Here is an 18,221-nt window from a genome sequence, read left to right as displayed (position 1 = left end):
CGTATCAGGCATGTTCCAGCAGGGTCTGCACGGCCGCGCGGAATCCGGCGAGGCGTTCGGCTGCCTCGTCGGCGCCGATCCGGGGTTCGTACACGGCGGCGGGCTTCCATTCGGGTACGGCCTGCTGGAGCGGGAGCCCGGGGTCGAGGCCGATGCGGGCGACCGCTCCGATGCCGAGTGCGGTGACATCGGGCAGCGCGGACACCTCGACGGGGCGTTGCAGCAGGTCCGCCTGGGTCTGCATGAGCAGTGCGGAGCGGGTCAGACCGCCGTCGACGCGGAGCGAGGTCAGCGGGGAACCCAGGTCGGTCGCGACCGCTTCGGTGAGTTCGACGACCTGGGCGGCGATGCCTTCGCACAGGGCGCGCACCAGGTGGCCCCTGGTGGTGTCGAGGCCGAGGCCGGTCACCGATCCGCGCAGATCGCCGCGCCACCAGGGGGCGGCGAGTCCGGCGAGTGCCGGTACGAAGGTGACGCCGCCGGAGTCGGGGACGGTGGCGCCGACCGGGTCGAGGTCGGCCGCGCCGGAGATGACCCCGAGGCCGGTGAGCCAGTCGACGGCGGACGCGGCGGTGTAGACCTGTCCGTCGAGGCAGTAGTTCGTACGGCCGCCGAGCCGCCAGGCGACACAGCTGACCAGTCCGGTGGAGCCGCGGCGCGGCGCGGGCCCGGTCTGGGCGAGCAGGAACGCACCTGTTCCGTAGGTGCACTTGGCGTTGCCGGGATCCAGGGCGTTCTGGGCGAGCAGGGCGGCCTGCTGGTCGACGAGGAGTCCGGTCAGCGGGAGTTCACCGCCGAAGGCGGTTGTCGTACCGACGGTCTTGTCGGAGTCGACGACGGCCGGGAGGCGTTCGTCACCGAGGCCGAAGACGTCCAGGGCCTCGGGCGACCAGCGGACCTGGTCGAGGTCGAGCAGCTGGGTGCGTCCCGCGGTGGCCGCGTCCGTGACGAACGCACCGGTCAGCTGGTGGACGAGCCAGACGTCGCTGGTGGTGACGACGCCCTCGCGGGTCAGCTCCCGGCGGATCCAGGCCATCTTGGGCGCGGCGAAGTACGGATCGAGCGGCAGACCGGTGAGGTGTGTCAACTCTTCGTCGTGTGCGGCGAGTTCAGCACAGATCGGGGCGGAGCGGCGGTCCTGCCAGACGATCGCGTCGGTGAGGGGCCGTCCGGTGTCCGGGTCCCAGGCGAGCACCGTCTCGCCCTGGTTGGCGAGGCCGACGGCGGCCACCGGTTCACCCGCTTCATGCAGAGCCCGCCGTCCGGCGTCGACCACCGAGGCCAGCAGCTCGGCGGGGTCGACCTCGACCGCTCCACCGGCGCCGTGGCGCGGCCGCACCGGGGCCGAAGCGGAACCGATCACGCCACGCTCGGGGCAGATCACCAGAGTCTTGGTTCCCGATGTGCCCTGGTCCACGGCGAGTACCGGGCCTGTCATGTCACTCCAGCCGTGCGGAAGCTCTGTCGCCTGAACGGAATCGTGATCACTGATCTCCGACGCCCAGAGTGGTGCAGACCACCGCGTACGTCAAGGGCCGCCCAGGTGCCCGCCCGGGACAACCGCATGTTGGTCAACGTCCGTACAGATCAGCCGACTTCAGTAAGATCCGCGAATCGGTCCGGAGCGCGGTGCGACTGGCCCTACACTCACCGCCGAGCAACAACCGGACGCTTTCGGGCAGTTCGTTTTTCAACAGCTGCTTAACCCCCCACGTCCTTGAGGATTGATGAGACCGACACCCCGCCCTGAGCGCCGGGACACCGGCTCCTGGGCCATCCGCTTCTGCACGGGTTCCATGCCGCCGCCGGGTTGCGTGACGTGCTGAGGAGATCCCCCATCCGTCGCATGCCGTCCCGCCGTACGGGGGCAGGGCGATTTAATGGCCAACAGTGACTTCCGGCCGGTCTACCACCCGGCCGGCCATGACCACGAACTGCGTGTCGCGTTACAGGACTTGCGCACCGGACGCTGGATGTCCATGCGGAACCTGCTGGAGAGCACGCCGGACTGGACCCTGTGGACTCAGCGCACCCAGGTACTCGGAGCGATCGCAGCCGGTTCGGATGCGGTGCAGGCCTGGCTGACCGAGGAGCCCCGGAGCGTCGCCGCCGCCGTGATGCACGCACGGGTCGTCGTGGAGCGGGCCGTGCGGGCCCACCGTGAAGGCCATCACCGCGCACAGGAGCTGTGGCAGGAGGCCTGGGCGGCCTGCCGGACCGCCGCGCACACCTCGCCCGCGGACCCGGTGCCATGGGTGTGCCTGCTGGCCCTGTCCCAGCTGGACGAGCGGCAGCAACTGGAGGAGCACCGGCTGCGCCCGCCGGGGCCGATGCTCTTTCCCGGCCCGTGGGGGCTGCTGGCGGAGGCCGACAAGCGCGATCCGTACAACCGCGAGGCCTATCACCGCATGCTCCAGTTCGTGTACGCGCGCAAGGCCGGGGGTTCGATCTCGGAGGCGGTCAACTTCGTTCAGTGGGCGGCCTCTTCAGCCCCTGACGGCTCCGCACTGCATGTGCTGCCGCTGTACGTACGGGTCGAGCGCTACCGCCGCGAGCACGGCCACGAGAAGGCTCTGGATCTCCACTGGGTCACCGAGGACGCCGAGCGGGACGCGGCTAGGGCCCTGGAGCTCTGGTTCCGTCGCACGGACCCGATCTCGCACTCCCTGCTCGACCTGAACCAACTGGCCCACGCTCTGTGGGGGGCCCTCCAATTCGCCGACGCCGCACGGGTGTTCCAGGAGCTCGGGCCCTATTTCACGTCTATCCCCTGGGTGTACCGCACGCGTGATCCCCAGGCCTCCGGAGGCGCCGAGGAGGTCTTCCTGCGCGCCAGGAGCCGCTGTCTCGCCGTGTCCCGCGACCCCGGCCGGGGGCCGCACGGCTGAGCCGCGGCGCCGCGGTCCCCGTGCCCCGCCCCCGTGCCTCCTCCCCGTTTCGAACCGACCGGTTTTCGTCCCTTCCCTCTCACCGCTCATGGAGGTTCTTCCCATGTCCATATCCACCCCGACCCAGTCGGGTGCGGAGGCAGCCCCGCCGAAGGACGAGGAGCAGCGGCTGCGTGAACTCGGCTATCAGCCGGTGCTCGCCCGCCGCATGGGTGGCTTCGGCAACTTCGCCATCAGCTTCTCCGTCATCTCGATCCTGTCCGGCTGCATGACCCTGTACGGCTTCGGCATGTCGACCGGTGGCCCGGCGGTGATGCTCTGGGGCTGGGCCGGTGTCGGCCTCTTCGTCCTCTGTGTCGGCATGGCGCTCGCCGAGGTCACCAGCGCGTACCCCACCTCGGGGGCGCTGTACTACATGGCCGACCGGCTCGGCGGCCGCAAGTGGGGCTGGTACACCGGCTGGCTGAATCTGCTCGGGCTGCTCGGCGCGATCGCCGGTATCGACTACGGTGCCGCACTGTTCACCGGTGCGCTGATGAATCTGCAGTGGGGATTCACCCCCACCCCGGGCAAGACAATGATCATTTTTGTCTGCATCCTGCTGCTGCACGCCGTGCTGAACCTCTTCGGTGTCCGCCTCGTCAGCGTGCTCAACTCCATCAGTGTGTGGTGGCATCTCGCCGGTGTCGCGGTGATCGTCACCGTGCTGGCGATCGTGCCCTCGAACCACCAGTCGCCGTCGTTCGTCTTCACCGAGTTCGTCAATGACACGGGCTGGCACAACCCGTTGTACGTGGCGGCGATCGGCCTGCTCCTCGCGCAGTACACCTTCTGCGGCTACGACGCCTCCGCCCATCTGTCGGAGGAGACCTCGAACGCCTCGGTGACGGCGGCCAAGGGCATCGTCCGCGCGATCTGGGTCTCCTGGATCGCCGGTTTCGTCCTGCTCGCCGGGCTGACCTTCGCGATCCAGGACTACGCGGGCACCCAGAACAGTGCGACCGGAGTGCCCCCGGCACAGATCCTGATCGACGCGCTGGGCACATCGGGGGCCACGGCCATGCTCCTGATCGTGATCGCGGCCCAGCTGTTCTGCGGCAACGCCGAGGTCGCCGCCGCCAGCCGGATGGTGTTCGCGTTCAGCCGTGACAACGCGCTGCCGGGCTCGGCGCTGTGGCACAAGGTGAGCGCACGCACCCAGACACCCGTCAACGCGGTGTGGCTGTCGGTCGTCGTCGCAGGACTGCTCGCGCTGCCGTCGCTGTACTCCGCCACCGCGTACGGTGCGGTGACCGCGATCAATGTCATCGGCATCACGCCCGCCTATGCGATCCCGATCTTCCTGAAGCTGCGCTCCGGCGACCGGTTCGAGCGCGGTCCCTGGCACCTGGGCCGGTGGAGCAAGCCGATCGGCTGGATCGCGGTGGTGTGGGTCGCCATCGTGACCGTGCTGTTCCTGCTCCCGCAGTCGTCCCCGGTGACGGCCGACTCGATGAACTATGCGTCGATCGCGCTGCTCGCGGTGCTGGTCCTGGCCACCGTGTGGTGGTTCGTCGCGCGCCGGTCGTACAGCACGCCGTCGGCGTACGGGAACGCGCGCGAGCAGGCGGAGATCGAGGAGGGCATCGTCTGACCCGGCCCCGCCCGCACCTTGTTCTCAGCCCTCCCCGGTCGCAGCGAACAGCGACCAGGGAGGGCTGAGCCGTGTGCCATGAGACGTCGGACGGTCAGTACAGGAGCAGCTGGAGTCCGCCGAGGACCGTCGCGCCGATCACCAGCTGCTCGAAGAGCTTCTGGTTGATGCGGTCCACGCACTTGCGCCCGATATAGGCGCCGGGAAGGACGAACAGCAGCATGCAGGCGTCCAGCAGCAGCGACTGTGCGTCGATCAGGCCGAGGCCCACGCTGAACGGCACCTTGGACGTGTTGACGATGAGGAAGAACCACGCCGACGTCCCCAGGAATCCGAGCTTCCGGAAGCCGGCGGAGAGCAGATAGAGCGACATGACGGGTCCGCCCGCATTGGCGACCATGGTGGTGAAGCCGCCGAGCACTCCGTAGGAACGGGCCTTGAGTCTGCCGCTCGCCGTCGGTGTGCCGGACTCCTCGGACTGCTCCCCGCCCGTGACCGCGGGCCGTCGCCGCCAGATGGTGACGCCCGCCATGAACAGCAGGATCGCGCCGATCGACGTCCGTACGGCGGCGTCGTCGGCCCACATCATGAAGGCCGTTCCCGCCACCACCCCGACGGCGACGGCGGGAAAGAGCCGGAGCAGAGTCGGCCAGTGGGCGTGCCGCCGGTAGATGAGAACGGCGAGCACATCGCCCGCGATGAGGATCGGGAGAAGTACTCCGGTGGACTCGCGGGCCGGTAGTACGGCCGCGAAGACCGCCAGACTGATCGTATTGGCGCCACTGACGGCCGACTTCGAGAAGCCGACGAGAGCGGAGGCCGCGGCGAGCGCGGCCAGTTGCCAGAGTGTGAGAGTGTCCATGCCAGGGACAGATGGTATGCCCATATGTTTTTGCGCCTGCGTGGCCTCCTGAGCCCCTCCCGGTGACCGCCTCCGCAGCAGAGGGGTGATCGCTATGCTGCGACCCAAGCGCTCACAGGAAGCGTTCAAACGAACAGCGCGCAGCGGTACGGCGAGGGGGCCAACAGCATGCGGGAGCCGGTCGAACTCAGGCGGCAGCGAATCCTGTCGGTGGTGGAGTCGCGCGGCGCGGTCAAGGTCAGCGTGCTCGCCGCCGAGCTGGAGGTCTCGGTGGTCACGATCCGGCGGGACGTCGAGGAGCTGACCCGGGTCGGGCGGCTGCGGCGCGGGCACGGGGTGGCCCGGCCGGTGCGGGAGACACAGCCGCCCGCCTCGGTCCCGGCGCCACGGGGCGAGGAGCCCGGCAGCGACGGCGGGGCGGTCGCCCTGGTCGTCCCCGAGCGGCATTCGTACCTGTACGAGACCCTGCACGGCGCCCGGACCGTCCTGGAGGAGTCCGGGATGCGGATCGCCCTGCACATCGCCCCCCAGTCGGCCGGTGCCGAACGTCCGCTGGTGGAGCGGGCGCTGGCGGACGGAGCGCGCGGGCTGCTGATCGCGCCGCGCTGGCGCAACGCGCGCTCGGAGGAGCTGGACTACGGCTGGCTCGCGGACGTGGGGGTGCCGACCGTACTGATGGAGCGGCGACCCCGGCCCGGCAGCGCGCTCCATGCCCTGGACTCCGTCTGTTCCGATCACTGGTACGGGACGTATCTCGCCGTGGAGCATCTGGTGTCGCTGGGGCATCGCCGTATCGTGCTGGCCGCCCGCGACGACAGCCCTACGGCGCGCAGCATCCGTGCGGCGTTCGCCGAGATCGCCGCGGCCCGTCCTGAGGTGGAGGACTGGTCGGTGGTGCTGAGTTCCCCGGATGCGGTGCCCGGCCCCGGCCCGGACTCACCTGCCGCGGAGGTTTCCGTGGCTGCCGCACCGCCCGGCCCCGCGGCCGACGACCGCACCGCTCTCGACCTGGCCGCGCTGCTGCGGGAGCGGAGCGCCACGGCGGCCGTGCTGCACGGCGATGTGGACGCGCTGATGCTGGTGCAGCGGCTGGCCGAGAGCGGTGTCGAGGTGCCGCGGGACTGCTCGGTGGTGGCGTACGACGATGTGGTCGCGGCACTCGGCAGCACCCCCCTTACAGCGGTGGCGCCCCCGAAGGCGGAGATCGGGCGGGCCGCCGCCGAGCTGCTGCTCCACCGGCTGTCCGGGGCCGTCGGCGCGGGCACTCCGGTGCGCCGGACCGAGCTGCTGCCCACGCTCAAGGTACGGGGATCGGCACAGGCGCCAACCCCTCCCACCGAGTGAGCGTTTGACCGCTTTGATTTTCTTCTGATCGATCTATTGACCACTACCGATCAGCCGATCAGGATTCCCCGTGACCCGAATCAGGAGCCGCGGGAGGCGCACATGCCCGGTCGACAGAGTCGTCGATCCGTGCTCGCCACGATCGCCGCCCTGCCTCTGACAGGCGCGCTCAGCGCCTGCAGCGGCAGCGGCGGACCATCAGGGGCGGGAAGCACGAGCAACACAGCCGGAAAGAACGCGAAGCGCTCCACGCACATCACCTTCTGGTCCGCTCTGCGCGGCAGCCAGGAGGTCGTGGACGCGTTCAATCGCACGCACGACACCGTCCAGGTCGACTTCCAGCAGATCCCCACCGGCGGTCAGGGCGGCTACGCGAAGCTCAGCAACGCCGCACGGGCGGGCAACGCACCGGATGTCGCGACGATCGAGTACCCCCAGGTGCCCGGCTTCGCCATCGACGGAGTCGCCCGTGAGATCACCGACATGGTCAGCGACGGTCTGCGCGCCAAGCTGCTGCCGCAGGCCCTCGGCCTGACCACCTTCGAGAAGCGCGTCTTCAGCGTTCCGCTGGATGTAGAGCCGATGGTGCTGCACTACCGCACCGACCTCTTCGAGCAGTACGGGCTCGAAGTCCCGCGCACCTGGGACGAGTTCGAGGACCTGGCCCGCACCGTGCGCCGCAAGGCCCCCGGCCGCAGGCTGGCCACCTTCGCCACGGACGGCGCCCCGCAGTTCGCCGCGTACGCCTGGCAGGCCGGCGCCCAGTGGTTCGACACCCGGGCGGGCGCCTGGAACGTGTCGCTCGCCGACGAACCCAGCCGCCGCGTCGCCGCGTACTGGCAGCGGCTCATCGACCAGGACCTGGTCTTCATGAACGCGGTCGACAGCCGCCAGTACGACGCCCAGGTCAGCAACGGTCTGGTCCTCACCCGGCTCAGCGGCGCATGGGACGCCGGGGCGCAGATGAACGCCAGGCCCGGGCAGAAGGGCAAGTGGGCCATCGCGCCCCTGCCCCAGTGGAACGCGTCCGACTCCGCGCTCGGCACCCACGGCGGGTCCACCTTCGCGGTCACCGCCCAGAGCAGCCACCCGGAGGCCGCGATGGAGTTCATCGAGTGGCAGGTGTCGCACCCCGACGCGCTGCGCGCCAGGCTCTCCAGCGGCACCAGCAGCCAGTATCCGGCCGCCCCGGATCTCGTCGCCGTGGGCCGCGAGGCCTTCGACCGCAGCTACTACAGCGGCCAGGACATCTACACGCTCTTCGAGCAGGAGGCGCACAGGATCAGGGACGGCTGGACCTGGGGACCGCGGATGTCCGCCTCCCAGAAGGTGATGCAGGACGGCTTCGCCCGGGTGGGCGGCGGCCAGGGCTCGCTGATCGATGTCGTGCGCGCGACGCAGCGGGGCACCATGCCGGACCTCAAGGCGCTGGGGCTCGCCACCACCGAGCACAGCAGCTGACCCGAGCCCCCGCCGCCTTCGCATCCGAGCCCCCGTCCCCCTTCCCAGCAGCAGAGAGGCAGGTGACACCCATGACCAGCCCCCTCACCACGCCCGCTTCCACTCCCCTGACCCCCACCGCGCACCCGACGCGCACCCCGTCGGCCGCCGCGCCGGCGCGCGCCACGCGCAGGTCTGCCAGGCGCCGTGAACTCGGCGCGTGCGGCGCCCTGATGACCCCGTTCTTCCTTCTCCTGGTGACGGTCTTCCTGATCCCCGTCGGGACGGCCGTATGGCTCAGCTTCTTCGGCGACGACCAGCCGGGGCTCGGCTTCGGCCCCGAGCGCACGGTCTTCGTCGGACTGCGCAGCTACACCGCCGTGCTGAGCGACCCGACGTTCCTCGGCGGGCTCGGCACCGTCGTCCTGTACTGCCTGATCTACATCCCGCTGATGGTGATCGGCGCACTCGCACTCGCGCTCCTGCTGGACTCCGGCGTGGTACGGCTGCGGTCCTGGGCCCAGCTCGGACTGTTCCTGCCGCATGCGGTGCCCGGCATCATCGCCGCCGTCATCTGGCTGTACCTGTACACGCCGGGACTGAGCCCGGTGATCGACCTGTTCGCCGAGGCCGACATCACCATCGACTTCCTCGGTGTGCACACCGTCGTGCCGTCGATCGTGAACATCGCCCTGTGGAGCAACCTCGGCTACAACATGGTCGTCTTCTACGCCGCCCTGCAGGCCGTGCCGTGCGAGGTCATCGAGGCATCGGTGGTCGACGGCGCCGGACCGGTCCGTACGGCACTCCAGGTCAAGACCCCTCTGGTGCGTTCGTCGATCGTGATGGTCGCCATGTTCACCCTGATCTTCGCCCTGCAGCTGTTCACCGAGCCGATGCTGCTCAGCCAGGCCACGCCGGTGATCAACTCGCGGTTCTCGCCCAGCATGTACATCTACGACGCCGCGTTCACCCGTAACAACTACGGCCTCGCCGCGGCCGCCTCGGTGGTCCTGCTCATCTGCACGATCGCCCTCTCCTACGGCGTCACCCGCTGGACCAACCGCTCCAACGCCCCCGAGGAGGACGCCCGATGAGCACCACCACCAGCGCCGCCGCCCTGCGGCCCCGGCTCCTCGGCCGCTCCGTCGTCAATCTCGTCGTCGGCATCTCGGTGCTGTACACACTGCTGCCCGTGCTGTGGCTGGTGCTCGCCGCGTCCAAGGACCGCGATGCCCTGTTCGGCAGCGATGTGCTGTCGCTGGACCACTTCTCCTTCGCGCAGAACCTCAAGGACCTGTTCGCGATGGACGGCGGACTGTACGGGCGGTGGTACGGCAACAGCCTGCTGTACGCGGTCCTCGGCGCCGCACTCGGCGCGCTGGTGAGCATCGCCTGCGGGTACGCCTTCGACAAGTACCGTTTCGCGCACAAGGAAAAGCTGTTCGCCCTGGTGCTGGCGGCGGTGATGGTGCCGCAGACCGTGCTCGCGCTGCCGCTGTATCTGATGGCGTCAGGCACCGGTCTGGTCAACACCTTCTGGTCCGTCTTCATCCCCGTGCTCTTCAATCCGTTCGGTGTCTATCTCGGCCGGATATTCAGCCAGGGATACGTTCCGGACGAGGTGCTGGAGGCGGCGCGGGTGGACGGTGCCGGCGAGCTGACCACGTACTTCCGGGTGGCCCTGCGCATGCTGGGGCCGGGCCTGGTCACCGTCTTCCTCTTCCAGCTCACCGCGATCTGGAACAACTTCTTCCTGCCCATGGTGATGCTCTCCGACCAGCACCTGTATCCGGTCAGTCTCGGGCTCTACACCTGGAACAGTTCCGCCACCGTGTCCCCCGAGTACTACCCCGCCGTGATCATGGGGTCGCTGCTCGCGGTCCTGCCGCTGATCCTCGCCTTCGCCCTGCTCCAGCGGTTCTGGAAGTCGGGACTCACCGCGGGCGCCGTCAAGTAGCCCTACCCCCGTACCAGGAGAAAGATGCCCAGCACCGCCCCCACCGCCCATGTCATCCGAAACCGGCCACGCGCCGCCGTCGCCATGAAACCGGACGCCGCGGCCGCCCTCCTCGACGCCCGGTCCCTGGCCGCGCTCGCCGAGGTCTGCGACGTCGCTCCCCTGCCCGTCCTCGACGACTTCACCACCGACCGGGCCCGCGCCGTGCTGGCGGACGCCGAGATCCTGGTCACCGGCTGGGGTTGTCCACCGCTCGACGGGGCGGCCCTGGACTCGGCGCCGCGGCTGCGCGCCGTCGTCCACACCGCGGGCTCCATCCGCGGGCACATCACCGAGGCCTGCTGGGAGCGCGGCATCGAGGTGTCGTCCGCGGCCGCCGCCAACGCGCTGCCGGTGGCGGAGTACACCGTCGCGATGATCCTGCTCTCCGGCAAGCGGGTCCTGGAACGGGCCCGCGACTACCGGACAGAACGCCGCCGCGACAACTGGCTCGCCACCCCCGCCCAGGTCGGGAACTACGGCCGCACCGTCGGCATTCTGTCCGCCTCGCTGATCGGCCGGCGCGTCATCGAACTGCTGCGGCCCTACGACCTGCCGGTGCTGCTCCACGATCCGTACGTCTCGGCCTCGGAGGCCGCCGCGCTCGGCGTACGGCCCGTCGGCCTCGGCGAACTGTTCGCACACAGCGATGTGGTGAGCGTCCACACCCCGCTGCTGCCGGCCACCCGCGGGCTCGTCAGCCGTGAACTGCTCATGGCCATGCGCCCGGACGGTGTGCTCATCAACACCTCGCGGGGCGCCGTCGTCGACCAGGACGCGCTCGTGGACGTACTCCGCCGGGACCGGATCCGGGCGGTCCTGGACGTCACGGAGCCCGACACCCTGCCCCCCGCGCACCCCCTCTGGGAGTGCGACAACGTCACCCTCACCCCCCATCTCGCGGGCTCGCAGGGCAATGAGTGGCGGCGGCTGGTCGATCTGGCGGTCGGCGAGGCAGACCGCTGGGCCGCGGGCGACGGATTCGCCCATCCCGTACGACGCGAAAGGCTGGCATTCCTCGCATGACCGCACCCCATCTGCACTCATCCCTCGAACTCCCCGCCGAAGACCGGGCGTTGAGCCCGCACACCGGCTGCACCCGGGCGCACTGGGAGGCCGCGGCGGACGGCATGCTCAAGGCCGCCCGGCAGTGGGCCACTCCGGGCGGCGCACTGCTCGATCTGCCGGGCCGGCCGTCCGCGTCCGGGGTGCGCTCCGACGGTCTGGAGGGGTACGCGCGCACGTTCCTGGCCGCCGCCTTCCGGGTGGCGGGCGCGGACGGCAAGGACCCGCACGGCTGGCTCGACCGGTACGCCGACGGGCTCGCGGCCGGTACCCGTACCCCCGGCCGGGACGATGCCGAGTCCTGGCCGCTGATCCGCGACCACACCGTCTTCGGCCAGCCCATGGTCGAGTCCGCGTCCGTCGCCATCGGTCTGCGGCTGACCCGGCCGTGGCTGTGGGACCGGCTGGACGCCGGGGTGCAGGACCGTGCCGAGGAGTGGCTGCGCGGCGCGCTGCGGCACACCCCCGCCCCCAACAACTGGTACCTGTTCCCCTACTCCGTGGCCGCGTTCCTCGAATCCGTGGGCCGGGGCGACGCGGAGACCGCCCGTGCGAAGGAGCGCGCCCTCGACCTGTTGGAGGGCTGGTACCGCGGACAGGGCTGGTACTCGGACGGCGACGGCCGCGCCTTCGACCACTACAACGGCTGGGCACTGCACCTCTACCCCGTGCTGGACGCGCATCTGTCGGGCGACGCCGGGCTGTCCGCGCACTACGGCGCCCGGCTGCGCGAACATCTGGAGGGCTTCTCGCTGCTCTTCGGCGGCGACGGCGCGCCGATCCACTTCGGCCGCTCGCTGACCTACCGTTTCGCGGCCGCGTCGTCGGTCGCGCTCGGCGCCGTCACCGGGCACACCCCGCTCACACCGGGCGCCTCGCGCCGGGTGATCAGCGGATCGCTGCGCTACTTCCTGGACCGCGGTGCGACCGGTACGGACGGGCTGCTGAGCCTGGGCTGGCACGGCCCGCACGAGGCCACGCTGCAGAACTACTCGGCGCCCGCATCGCCGTACTGGGCGTCCAAAGCCTTCGTCTCGCTGCTCGCCCCCGACAGCCATCCACTGTGGACGGCGACCGAGGAGCCCGCGCCGAGCGAGGGGCCCGACCGGGTGCTCGCACTGCCCGCGCCGGGACTGCTCGTCCACTCCACCCGGGCGGACGGGATCGTACGGCTGCACAACCACGGCAGCGACCATGTCCGCCCGCACGAGGGCGAGTCGGGTGTGCAGGACGATCCGCTGTACAGCCGTCAGTCGTACTCCACGGTGACCGGCCCCACGTCGAGGGCGAACGCGGCGGACAACCATCTGGCCGTGGTCGTCGCCGGTGCGCGCAGCGGCCGCCGTGCCATTCGCCCGCTGGGTGCCGGCGGGGGCGACGGCTGGGGCTGGGCGGCCTCCTGGCACCGCCCGGTGTTCACGTCCGGTGCGCCGATGGTTCCGGGGATGCGGGTGGAGAGCGTGACCGTGGTCCGGGGCCGGTACGAGCTGCGGGTGCACCGGGTGCTCGGCGCACCGGCCGGGGCACGGGTCGAGCAGACGGGCTGGGCGACCGGCCGCGACGACACGGTGGTCTCCGCGCTGCACGGTCTGCACGGCTGGGAGTCGCGGGACGAGGTACGGGCTCCGCAGGGCACGGCGTACACCCCTTGGGCGGTGGTGCCCCGGCTGTCCGCGGCCGCTGAGGGCGCGGTGGTGCTGGTGGCGCTCGCCTCGCTGACCGCGGAGCCCGGCGCGGCGCCGCTCGACGCGACGGTGAGCAGGGTGACGGTGGATGGGGACGCGGTGGAGGTCCGCTGGGCGGAGGATGCGACGACGACGCGGATCGGTTTCGGGCCGCTGACCGTCGAGCACGGCTGAGCGCCGGGGTGTGCGGCCGGGGGGCCGCACACCCCGTCCGTTCCCCTACACGTCCGTCCGGATCACCACCACCAGCGTGCGCGGACCGTGCACGCCCTCCACCCGTTCCAGCTCGATGTCGGAGGTGGCCGAGGGACCGCTGATCAGGGTCGTCGGCCGCTGGGGCACCAGCCGGGCCACCGCCTCCGGAACCCCGGCCTCGACCGTCGACAGATCGACGACACACACATGCAGATCGGGGACGAGGGACAGCGCCCGCCTCCCCTGGTCGGGCGAGCCGTCCAGGAAGATCGTGCCCGTCTCGGCGCAGCTGACGGCCGAGGCGGTGACGACCCCGTCCAGGGCATCGAGCCGGGGAGCCGGGATGGCGGCGGAGTCCGGCTGGATCTCGCCGTCGTACGCGGTGAGCCAGGCCGTATCGAGTCCGGCCGGCACACCGATTCGCTGTGCCCCGTGCTCCCGCAGGACCTCGGCAACGGTCTGTGCCGTGCGGTCGGCGGTGCAGGTGTGCACACGGGCCTTGTAGTCGATGAGCCGGTCGGTGAAGAGAGCGAGGCGCTCGTCGTCGGGGAGGGTGCGGCCGGTGCGGTAGTCACGCGGAACGGCCGTGTCGGGGGTGGGTGCGAGGGCCAGGGCGTCCCTGACCCTGCCCAGCACGGTTTCGCGAGCGGTCGTCACTTCTCCTCCTCCTTCTGCTGATTCTTGTCGTACTCCTCCGCGGCGGCCCGCATCGTCGCGGCGCCCTCGGCCGATGCCAGCCAGGAGCGGAAGGTCTGCTTCGGCGGGGCGGCGGTGTCGCGGCTGTCGCTCCAGCCGTTGAAGGGCGGCGGCAGATGCGAGATCTTCCCGTCCCGTCCGGCGATGACGCGGCCGAGCGCCGCCCCCTTCTGCGCGGCTGTGAACAGCTTCGGCCGCTTCATGACGCCGGCCGCGGCCTTCATGGCCAGCTTCTCCGCCGTCGTACCGGACTGTTCGGTGTGCTGGTGGCGCAGCTCGACCAGCAGCGACGGAATGTCGATCTTGACCGGGCAGGCGTCGAAGCAGGCGCCGCAGAGACTGGAGGCGTACGGCAGCGAGCTGTTGGGGTCGTCCTTGGCCGCGTGCATCCCGGCGAGCTGCGGGGTGAGGACGGCGCCGATCGGTCCGGGGTACGTCGATCCGTAGGCATGGCCGCCCGCCCGCTCGTACACCGGGCAGACGTTGAGACAGGCCGAGCAGCGGATGCAGTTGAGGGCCTCGCGGCCGATCCGGTCGGCGAGCGCGGCGGTGCGTCCGTTGTCGAGCAGGATCAGATGGAAGTCCTGCGGTCCGTCGCCGGGCGTCACCCCGGTCCACATCGAGGTGTACGGGTTCATCCGCTCGCCGGTCGAGGAGCGCGGCAGCAACTGCAGGAACACTTCAAGGTCCTGATAGCGCGGCAGCACCTTCTCGATGCCCATGAGGGTGATCAGCGTGTCGGGCATCGTGAGGCACATGCGGCCGTTGCCCTCGGACTCGACGACGGCGAGAGTGCCGGTCTCGGCGATCCCGAAGTTGGCGCCGGAGACCGCCACCTTGGTCGTCATGAACTTCTCGCGCAGATAGGCGCGGGCCGCGGCGGCCAGATGCGCGGGTACGTTGTCCAGGCCCGGGTCGACGCCCGGGATCTCCTTGAGGAAGATCTGCCGGATCTCGTCGCGGTTGCGGTGGATCGCGGGCACCAGGATGTGCGACGGCTTGTCGTGCGCGAGCTGGACGATCAGTTCGGCGAGGTCCGTCTCGTACGGGGTGATGCCGACCGATTCGAGGTGCTCGTTGAGGCCGGTCTCCTGGGTGGCCATGGACTTGACCTTGATGACGTCGCTGCTGCCTGTCGCCTTGACCAGCCGGGCGACGATCTCGTTGGCCTCGACTCCGTCACGCGCCCAGTGAACGGTGCCGCCGCGCTCGGTGACGTTGCGCTCCAGCTGTTCCAGGAGTTCGGGGAGCCGGTTCATGGTGTCGGTCTTGATGGCCGAGCCGGCGTCGCGCAGTTCCTCCCAGTCGGGCAGTTCACCGGTGACGTTCAGGCGTTTGGCGCGGATCGTGTGGGTGGCCCTGCCGAGGTTGCGGCGCAATTGCTCGTTGCGCAGTTCGTCGTGGGCGGCCGCGGGGAACTTCCGGTCGCCGCGCAGATTGCCCGTTCCGTACGGGGAACGGGGCGGGGTCGCGGGCATGCCGAGGAAGGTGCTGCTCATCGGACGGCCTCCGTCGGGACGTACGGCGAGGTGCGGGTGGAGGAGAGGATCTGCGCGAGGTGCAGGGTGCGGGTGCCCGAGGAGATACGGGAGAGTCCGCCGCCGATGTGCATCAGGCAGGACGAGTCGCCCGCGGTGCAGACATCGGCTCCGGTGGTGGCGATGTTGCGCATCTTGTCCTGGAGCATCGCCGTCGACGTCTCGGCGTTCTTGACGGCGAAGGTGCCGCCGAATCCGCAGCACGAGTCGGCCTCGGGAAGCTCGACGAGATCGATGGAGTCGACGGCACGGAGCAGCCTCAGGGGCTTCTCGCCGACCCTGAGCATGCGCAGGGAGTGGCAGGTGGGGTGGTATGTCACCCGGTGCGGGAAGTACGCGCCGACGTCGCTGACGTCCAGGACGTCGACGAGGAACTCCGACAGCTCGTACGTCTTGGCCTTGACCGTGGCGACGCCCGCGCGCAGCGCCGCGTCCCCGTACCGCTCGGCCACGATCTCGTGCTGGTGGCGCACCGAGCCCGCGCACGATCCGGACGGCATGACGACGGCGTCGATCGACGCGTCACCGAACTGCTCGGCGAAATTGCGCACCAGGGGCACGGGTTCGCGCTGATAGCCGGTGTTGACGTGCATCTGCCCGCAGCAGGTCTGCCCCGGCGGGAACACCACGTCATGCCCCAGGCGGGCGAGCAGGACCGCGGTCGACTTCACCGCCTCGGGGAAGAGCGTGTCTCCCAGACAGGTGGCGAAGAGTCCGATGCGCATGGGTCTCTCCGATCGTTTCTCCATTTTTATGGTCAGACCATACTAGCCTCGGTCCGAAACATGAAGGCTGCCGCGCTTCCCGAGTGGCGCGGGCGAAATGCCATGCCCCTGACAATCGCCGAGCAAGCGTCACCGCGACAGCACCCACCGCCCTTACGACCGGTCGGAGCCCTCGTCGACCAGCGTGCCGTGGAGGCTGCGGATGTGCTGCTCGACCAGATCGGCGGCCTTCGCGCCCTTGCCCGCGCGTACCAGTCGCAGCAGTTCGGTGTGTTCCGCGTTGAGCGCGGCGGCCGTGCCCGGCCAGTCCTCGGCGCCTTCCAGGGCCCGCAGGATCAGCGGGCGCACCGACTCGCGCACGGCGGAGGTGAGCGTGGAGGTCAGTTCATTGCCGGAGCTGCGGGCCATGTGCACATGAAACCGGGTGTCCAGGTCATTGAACTCGGACGCCTCGACATCAGGCTCCCCCATCCGTACGAGAAGGGTCTCCGCCTCGTCGAGATCCTCCGCCGATGCGTGCCGCGCGGCCGCCTCGAAGCTGGACCGCTCCAGCACGACGCGCGCTTCGAGGACGTCGTGGAGGCTGTAGCTGCCGAGGGCGAAGTGCAGTCGCAGCAACCGGCCGAGGGCATCGTCCGGATTGCGTACGATCCGCGCCCCGGAATCCGGGCCCCGGCCCGGCTGGGCGACCAGCACACCGATGGTCTCCAGCACCCTGAGGGCCTCACGCAGCGCGGACCGGCTGACCCCGAGAACCGGCGCCAGCTCGCGCTCCGGCGGCAGCCGGTCACCGGCCCTGAGCTCACCTGCGAACACCCGCTGCTCGATGCTCTGGAGCACGAGTTCATGCGTACGGGACTGCCGTACGGGTTGCCACTCGACAGGCATCCGTCACCCCCTGCCTCGGCCGGAATCGTCCGGTTGCCGTCGCGTCTGCTGCCCGATCTCCAACTATGTCACACATCACGTATGGTCGGACCAAAGGCCGGGCGGGGCGTCCTGGCTCAGTACGTCACGACGATGCGGCGGCTCACTCCGTCCACCTCGATGTGTCCGCCGAACGGGATGATCTGCTGCGGGTCGGTGCGGCCGAGGTCGACATCGAAGACGGCCAAGGCCTCGGGGGCGTACTCACTCAACGCCCTCAGGACCGCCTTGCGTTGCTCCTGGCGATACCGTTCCCCCTCATCGGCGCAGAGCGGCCGGTCGAAGGACCAGTTCCTGGCCCGCCCCATGAGGAGGGCGGGGAACCGGCGCAGCAGCCCCCGCTCCCCCATGTTCCGCAGAATCCGGTAGACCTCGTCGGCGGACGGCATCTCCTCGGATGTTTCCAGGGAGAGCACCCGGCCCGTGTAGGCGGCGACCGGCTGGATCTCACGGGCGGCCATCAGCAGCCAGGACAGGTTCTCCAGGTTTCCGCCCCAGCTCGCACCCTTCACGCTCCGGCCGTCGGCGTTGTGCCAGATCCAGCCGCCACAGGGCCGCATCTCGGGTTCGGCGTCGAAGGTACGGGGCTCCTCCCACCGGCCACCGGCGCCGTGGGTCTCCTTGGACGGGGTGAGCTCGAAGGCGCCGCGGGTGAAGAGCGCCGCCCGCAGGGAGTCTCCGGTGAGAGGGTGCATCGCGCCTGGGCGCCCCATCTCGACCATGACCGTTCCGCCGTGGTAGCCGACGATGCCCAGGCTGTCGAGGAACACCAGCAGGTTGGTGCAGTCGCTGTACCCGAAGAAGGGCTTGGGGTTGGCGCGCAGGAGGTGGCGGTCCAGGTGCGGCAGCACGGTGATCTGGTCGTCGCCGCCGATGCTGGAGATCACGGCCTTGATGTCGGGGTCGGCGAAGGCGGCGTGGATGTCGGTGGCCCGCTCCTGCGGGGTGGAACCCATCTTCCGAGTCGTCGGGTACTCCACCGGATCGAGCCCGAACTCCTCGCGCAGTCTGCGCAGTCCCAGCTCATGGGGCAGGGGCAGGATGCCGGGGAGGCCCAAGGAGGGGGACAGCACGGCAACCCGATCGCCGGGCCGGGGCTTGGCGGGGTACAGAGGCGTCGGCATCCGATGAGGGTAGTTGGCACTGAATGCGGGGTCCGGTGAATTTCCGCGGGGGGCTTCTACGGCCGTGCCCTGACCTGTGCGTTGGGGCTGGTCACTCGGT

The 18,221-nt window shown here is 70.1% G+C and carries 15 protein-coding genes; 8 read left to right on the top strand and 7 right to left on the bottom strand.

The window, feature by feature from the left end; genetic code table 11:
• Positions 1 to 4: 4 nt before the first annotated feature.
• A complete protein-coding gene (locus tag OG507_RS37235) occupies positions 5 to 1,438 on the bottom strand; it encodes an FGGY family carbohydrate kinase (RefSeq protein ID WP_327371510.1) in 1,434 nt (477 codons plus the stop codon).
• A 442-nt stretch (positions 1,439 to 1,880) separates the two neighbouring features.
• Between OG507_RS37235 and OG507_RS37230 the strand changes: the two genes are divergently transcribed.
• Both OG507_RS37230 and OG507_RS37225 read left to right on the top strand, forming a co-directional pair.
• On the top strand, positions 1,881 to 2,888 hold the full coding sequence (locus tag OG507_RS37230) for a hypothetical protein (RefSeq protein ID WP_327371509.1): 1,008 nt from the start codon (positions 1,881 to 1,883) through the stop codon (positions 2,886 to 2,888).
• A 103-nt stretch (positions 2,889 to 2,991) separates the two neighbouring features.
• Positions 2,992 to 4,521, top strand: a complete 1,530-nt coding sequence (locus OG507_RS37225) for an amino acid permease (protein WP_327371508.1) — start codon at positions 2,992 to 2,994, stop codon at positions 4,519 to 4,521.
• A gap of 94 nt (positions 4,522 to 4,615) precedes the next feature.
• On the opposite strand, the gene OG507_RS37220 is transcribed toward OG507_RS37225, so the two are convergent.
• Positions 4,616 to 5,383 carry a sulfite exporter TauE/SafE family protein gene (locus OG507_RS37220; RefSeq protein WP_327371507.1) on the bottom strand — a complete coding sequence of 256 codons (768 nt, stop codon included), beginning with the start codon at positions 5,381 to 5,383 and terminating at the stop codon, positions 4,616 to 4,618.
• 168 nt (positions 5,384 to 5,551) lie between these two features.
• Between OG507_RS37220 and OG507_RS37215 the strand changes: the two genes are divergently transcribed.
• The 6 genes from OG507_RS37215 (at position 5,552) to OG507_RS37190 (ending at position 13,090) form a co-directional block, all read left to right on the top strand.
• The gene (locus OG507_RS37215; RefSeq protein ID WP_327371506.1) at positions 5,552 to 6,727 is read left to right on the top strand and encodes a substrate-binding domain-containing protein; all 1,176 of its coding nucleotides are present in this window, start codon (positions 5,552 to 5,554) and stop codon (positions 6,725 to 6,727) included.
• A gap of 102 nt (positions 6,728 to 6,829) precedes the next feature.
• Positions 6,830 to 8,188 (top strand): ABC transporter substrate-binding protein, encoded by a 1,359-nt coding sequence (locus OG507_RS37210; protein ID WP_327371505.1) that lies wholly within the window; start codon positions 6,830 to 6,832, stop codon positions 8,186 to 8,188.
• Positions 8,189 to 8,259: 71 nt separating this feature from the next.
• Positions 8,260 to 9,264, top strand: a complete 1,005-nt coding sequence (locus OG507_RS37205) for a carbohydrate ABC transporter permease (protein ID WP_327371504.1) — start codon at positions 8,260 to 8,262, stop codon at positions 9,262 to 9,264.
• On the top strand, positions 9,261 to 10,127 hold the full coding sequence (locus OG507_RS37200; protein ID WP_327371503.1) for a carbohydrate ABC transporter permease: 867 nt from the start codon (positions 9,261 to 9,263) through the stop codon (positions 10,125 to 10,127). The genes OG507_RS37205 and OG507_RS37200 overlap by 4 nt, the downstream gene beginning before the upstream one ends.
• A 24-nt stretch (positions 10,128 to 10,151) precedes the next feature.
• A complete protein-coding gene (locus OG507_RS37195) occupies positions 10,152 to 11,192 on the top strand; it encodes a hydroxyacid dehydrogenase (RefSeq protein ID WP_327371502.1) in 1,041 nt (346 codons plus the stop codon).
• Positions 11,189 to 13,090, top strand: a complete 1,902-nt coding sequence (locus OG507_RS37190) for a DUF2264 domain-containing protein (RefSeq protein WP_327371501.1) — start codon at positions 11,189 to 11,191, stop codon at positions 13,088 to 13,090. The genes OG507_RS37195 and OG507_RS37190 overlap by 4 nt, the downstream gene beginning before the upstream one ends.
• 45 nt (positions 13,091 to 13,135) lie before the next feature.
• On the opposite strand, the gene OG507_RS37185 is transcribed toward OG507_RS37190, so the two are convergent.
• The 5 genes from OG507_RS37185 to OG507_RS37165 form a co-directional block, all read right to left on the bottom strand.
• Positions 13,136 to 13,768: a LutC/YkgG family protein gene (locus tag OG507_RS37185; RefSeq protein WP_327371500.1), complete on the bottom strand. Its 633-nt coding sequence runs from the start codon at positions 13,766 to 13,768 to the stop codon at positions 13,136 to 13,138.
• Positions 13,765 to 15,306, bottom strand: a complete 1,542-nt coding sequence (locus OG507_RS37180) for a lactate utilization protein B (protein WP_327371499.1) — start codon at positions 15,304 to 15,306, stop codon at positions 13,765 to 13,767. The genes OG507_RS37185 and OG507_RS37180 overlap by 4 nt, the downstream gene beginning before the upstream one ends.
• Positions 15,303 to 16,070 (bottom strand): (Fe-S)-binding protein, encoded by a 768-nt coding sequence (locus OG507_RS37175; protein WP_327371498.1) that lies wholly within the window; start codon positions 16,068 to 16,070, stop codon positions 15,303 to 15,305. The genes OG507_RS37180 and OG507_RS37175 overlap by 4 nt, the downstream gene beginning before the upstream one ends.
• A 153-nt stretch (positions 16,071 to 16,223) precedes the next feature.
• Complete coding sequence (locus OG507_RS37170; protein ID WP_327371497.1) at positions 16,224 to 16,958, bottom strand: FadR/GntR family transcriptional regulator; 735 nt, start codon at positions 16,956 to 16,958, stop codon at positions 16,224 to 16,226.
• A 116-nt stretch (positions 16,959 to 17,074) separates the two neighbouring features.
• Positions 17,075 to 18,121, bottom strand: a complete 1,047-nt coding sequence (locus tag OG507_RS37165; protein WP_327371496.1) for a S66 family peptidase — start codon at positions 18,119 to 18,121, stop codon at positions 17,075 to 17,077.
• Positions 18,122 to 18,221 lie beyond the last annotated feature (100 nt).

The organism is Streptomyces sp. NBC_01217, assembly GCF_035994185.1.
Lineage (GTDB): Bacteria > Actinomycetota > Actinomycetes > Streptomycetales > Streptomycetaceae > Streptomyces.
This window is presented reverse-complemented; position numbering and strand designations above follow the sequence as displayed.

What these genes read in the sequence shown, in the direction of transcription:
- OG507_RS37235 (WP_327371510.1), bottom strand. Translation starts at nt 1,438, where the DNA reads ATGACAGGCCCGGTACTCGCCGTGGACCAGGGCACATCGGGAACCAAG.
- OG507_RS37230 (WP_327371509.1), top strand. Translation starts at nt 1,881, where the DNA reads ATGGCCAACAGTGACTTCCGGCCGGTCTACCACCCGGCCGGCCATGAC.
- OG507_RS37225 (WP_327371508.1), top strand. Translation starts at nt 2,992, where the DNA reads ATGTCCATATCCACCCCGACCCAGTCGGGTGCGGAGGCAGCCCCGCCG.
- OG507_RS37220 (WP_327371507.1), bottom strand. Translation starts at nt 5,383, where the DNA reads ATGGACACTCTCACACTCTGGCAACTGGCCGCGCTCGCCGCGGCCTCC.
- OG507_RS37215 (WP_327371506.1), top strand. Translation starts at nt 5,552, where the DNA reads ATGCGGGAGCCGGTCGAACTCAGGCGGCAGCGAATCCTGTCGGTGGTG.
- OG507_RS37210 (WP_327371505.1), top strand. Translation starts at nt 6,830, where the DNA reads ATGCCCGGTCGACAGAGTCGTCGATCCGTGCTCGCCACGATCGCCGCC.
- OG507_RS37205 (WP_327371504.1), top strand. Translation starts at nt 8,260, where the DNA reads ATGACCAGCCCCCTCACCACGCCCGCTTCCACTCCCCTGACCCCCACC.
- OG507_RS37200 (WP_327371503.1), top strand. Translation starts at nt 9,261, where the DNA reads ATGAGCACCACCACCAGCGCCGCCGCCCTGCGGCCCCGGCTCCTCGGC.
- OG507_RS37195 (WP_327371502.1), top strand. Translation starts at nt 10,152, where the DNA reads ATGCCCAGCACCGCCCCCACCGCCCATGTCATCCGAAACCGGCCACGC.
- OG507_RS37190 (WP_327371501.1), top strand. Translation starts at nt 11,189, where the DNA reads ATGACCGCACCCCATCTGCACTCATCCCTCGAACTCCCCGCCGAAGAC.
- OG507_RS37180 (WP_327371499.1), bottom strand. Translation starts at nt 15,306, where the DNA reads ATGAGCAGCACCTTCCTCGGCATGCCCGCGACCCCGCCCCGTTCCCCG.
- OG507_RS37175 (WP_327371498.1), bottom strand. Translation starts at nt 16,070, where the DNA reads ATGCGCATCGGACTCTTCGCCACCTGTCTGGGAGACACGCTCTTCCCC.
- OG507_RS37170 (WP_327371497.1), bottom strand. Translation starts at nt 16,958, where the DNA reads ATGCCTGTCGAGTGGCAACCCGTACGGCAGTCCCGTACGCATGAACTC.
- OG507_RS37165 (WP_327371496.1), bottom strand. Translation starts at nt 18,121, where the DNA reads ATGCCGACGCCTCTGTACCCCGCCAAGCCCCGGCCCGGCGATCGGGTT.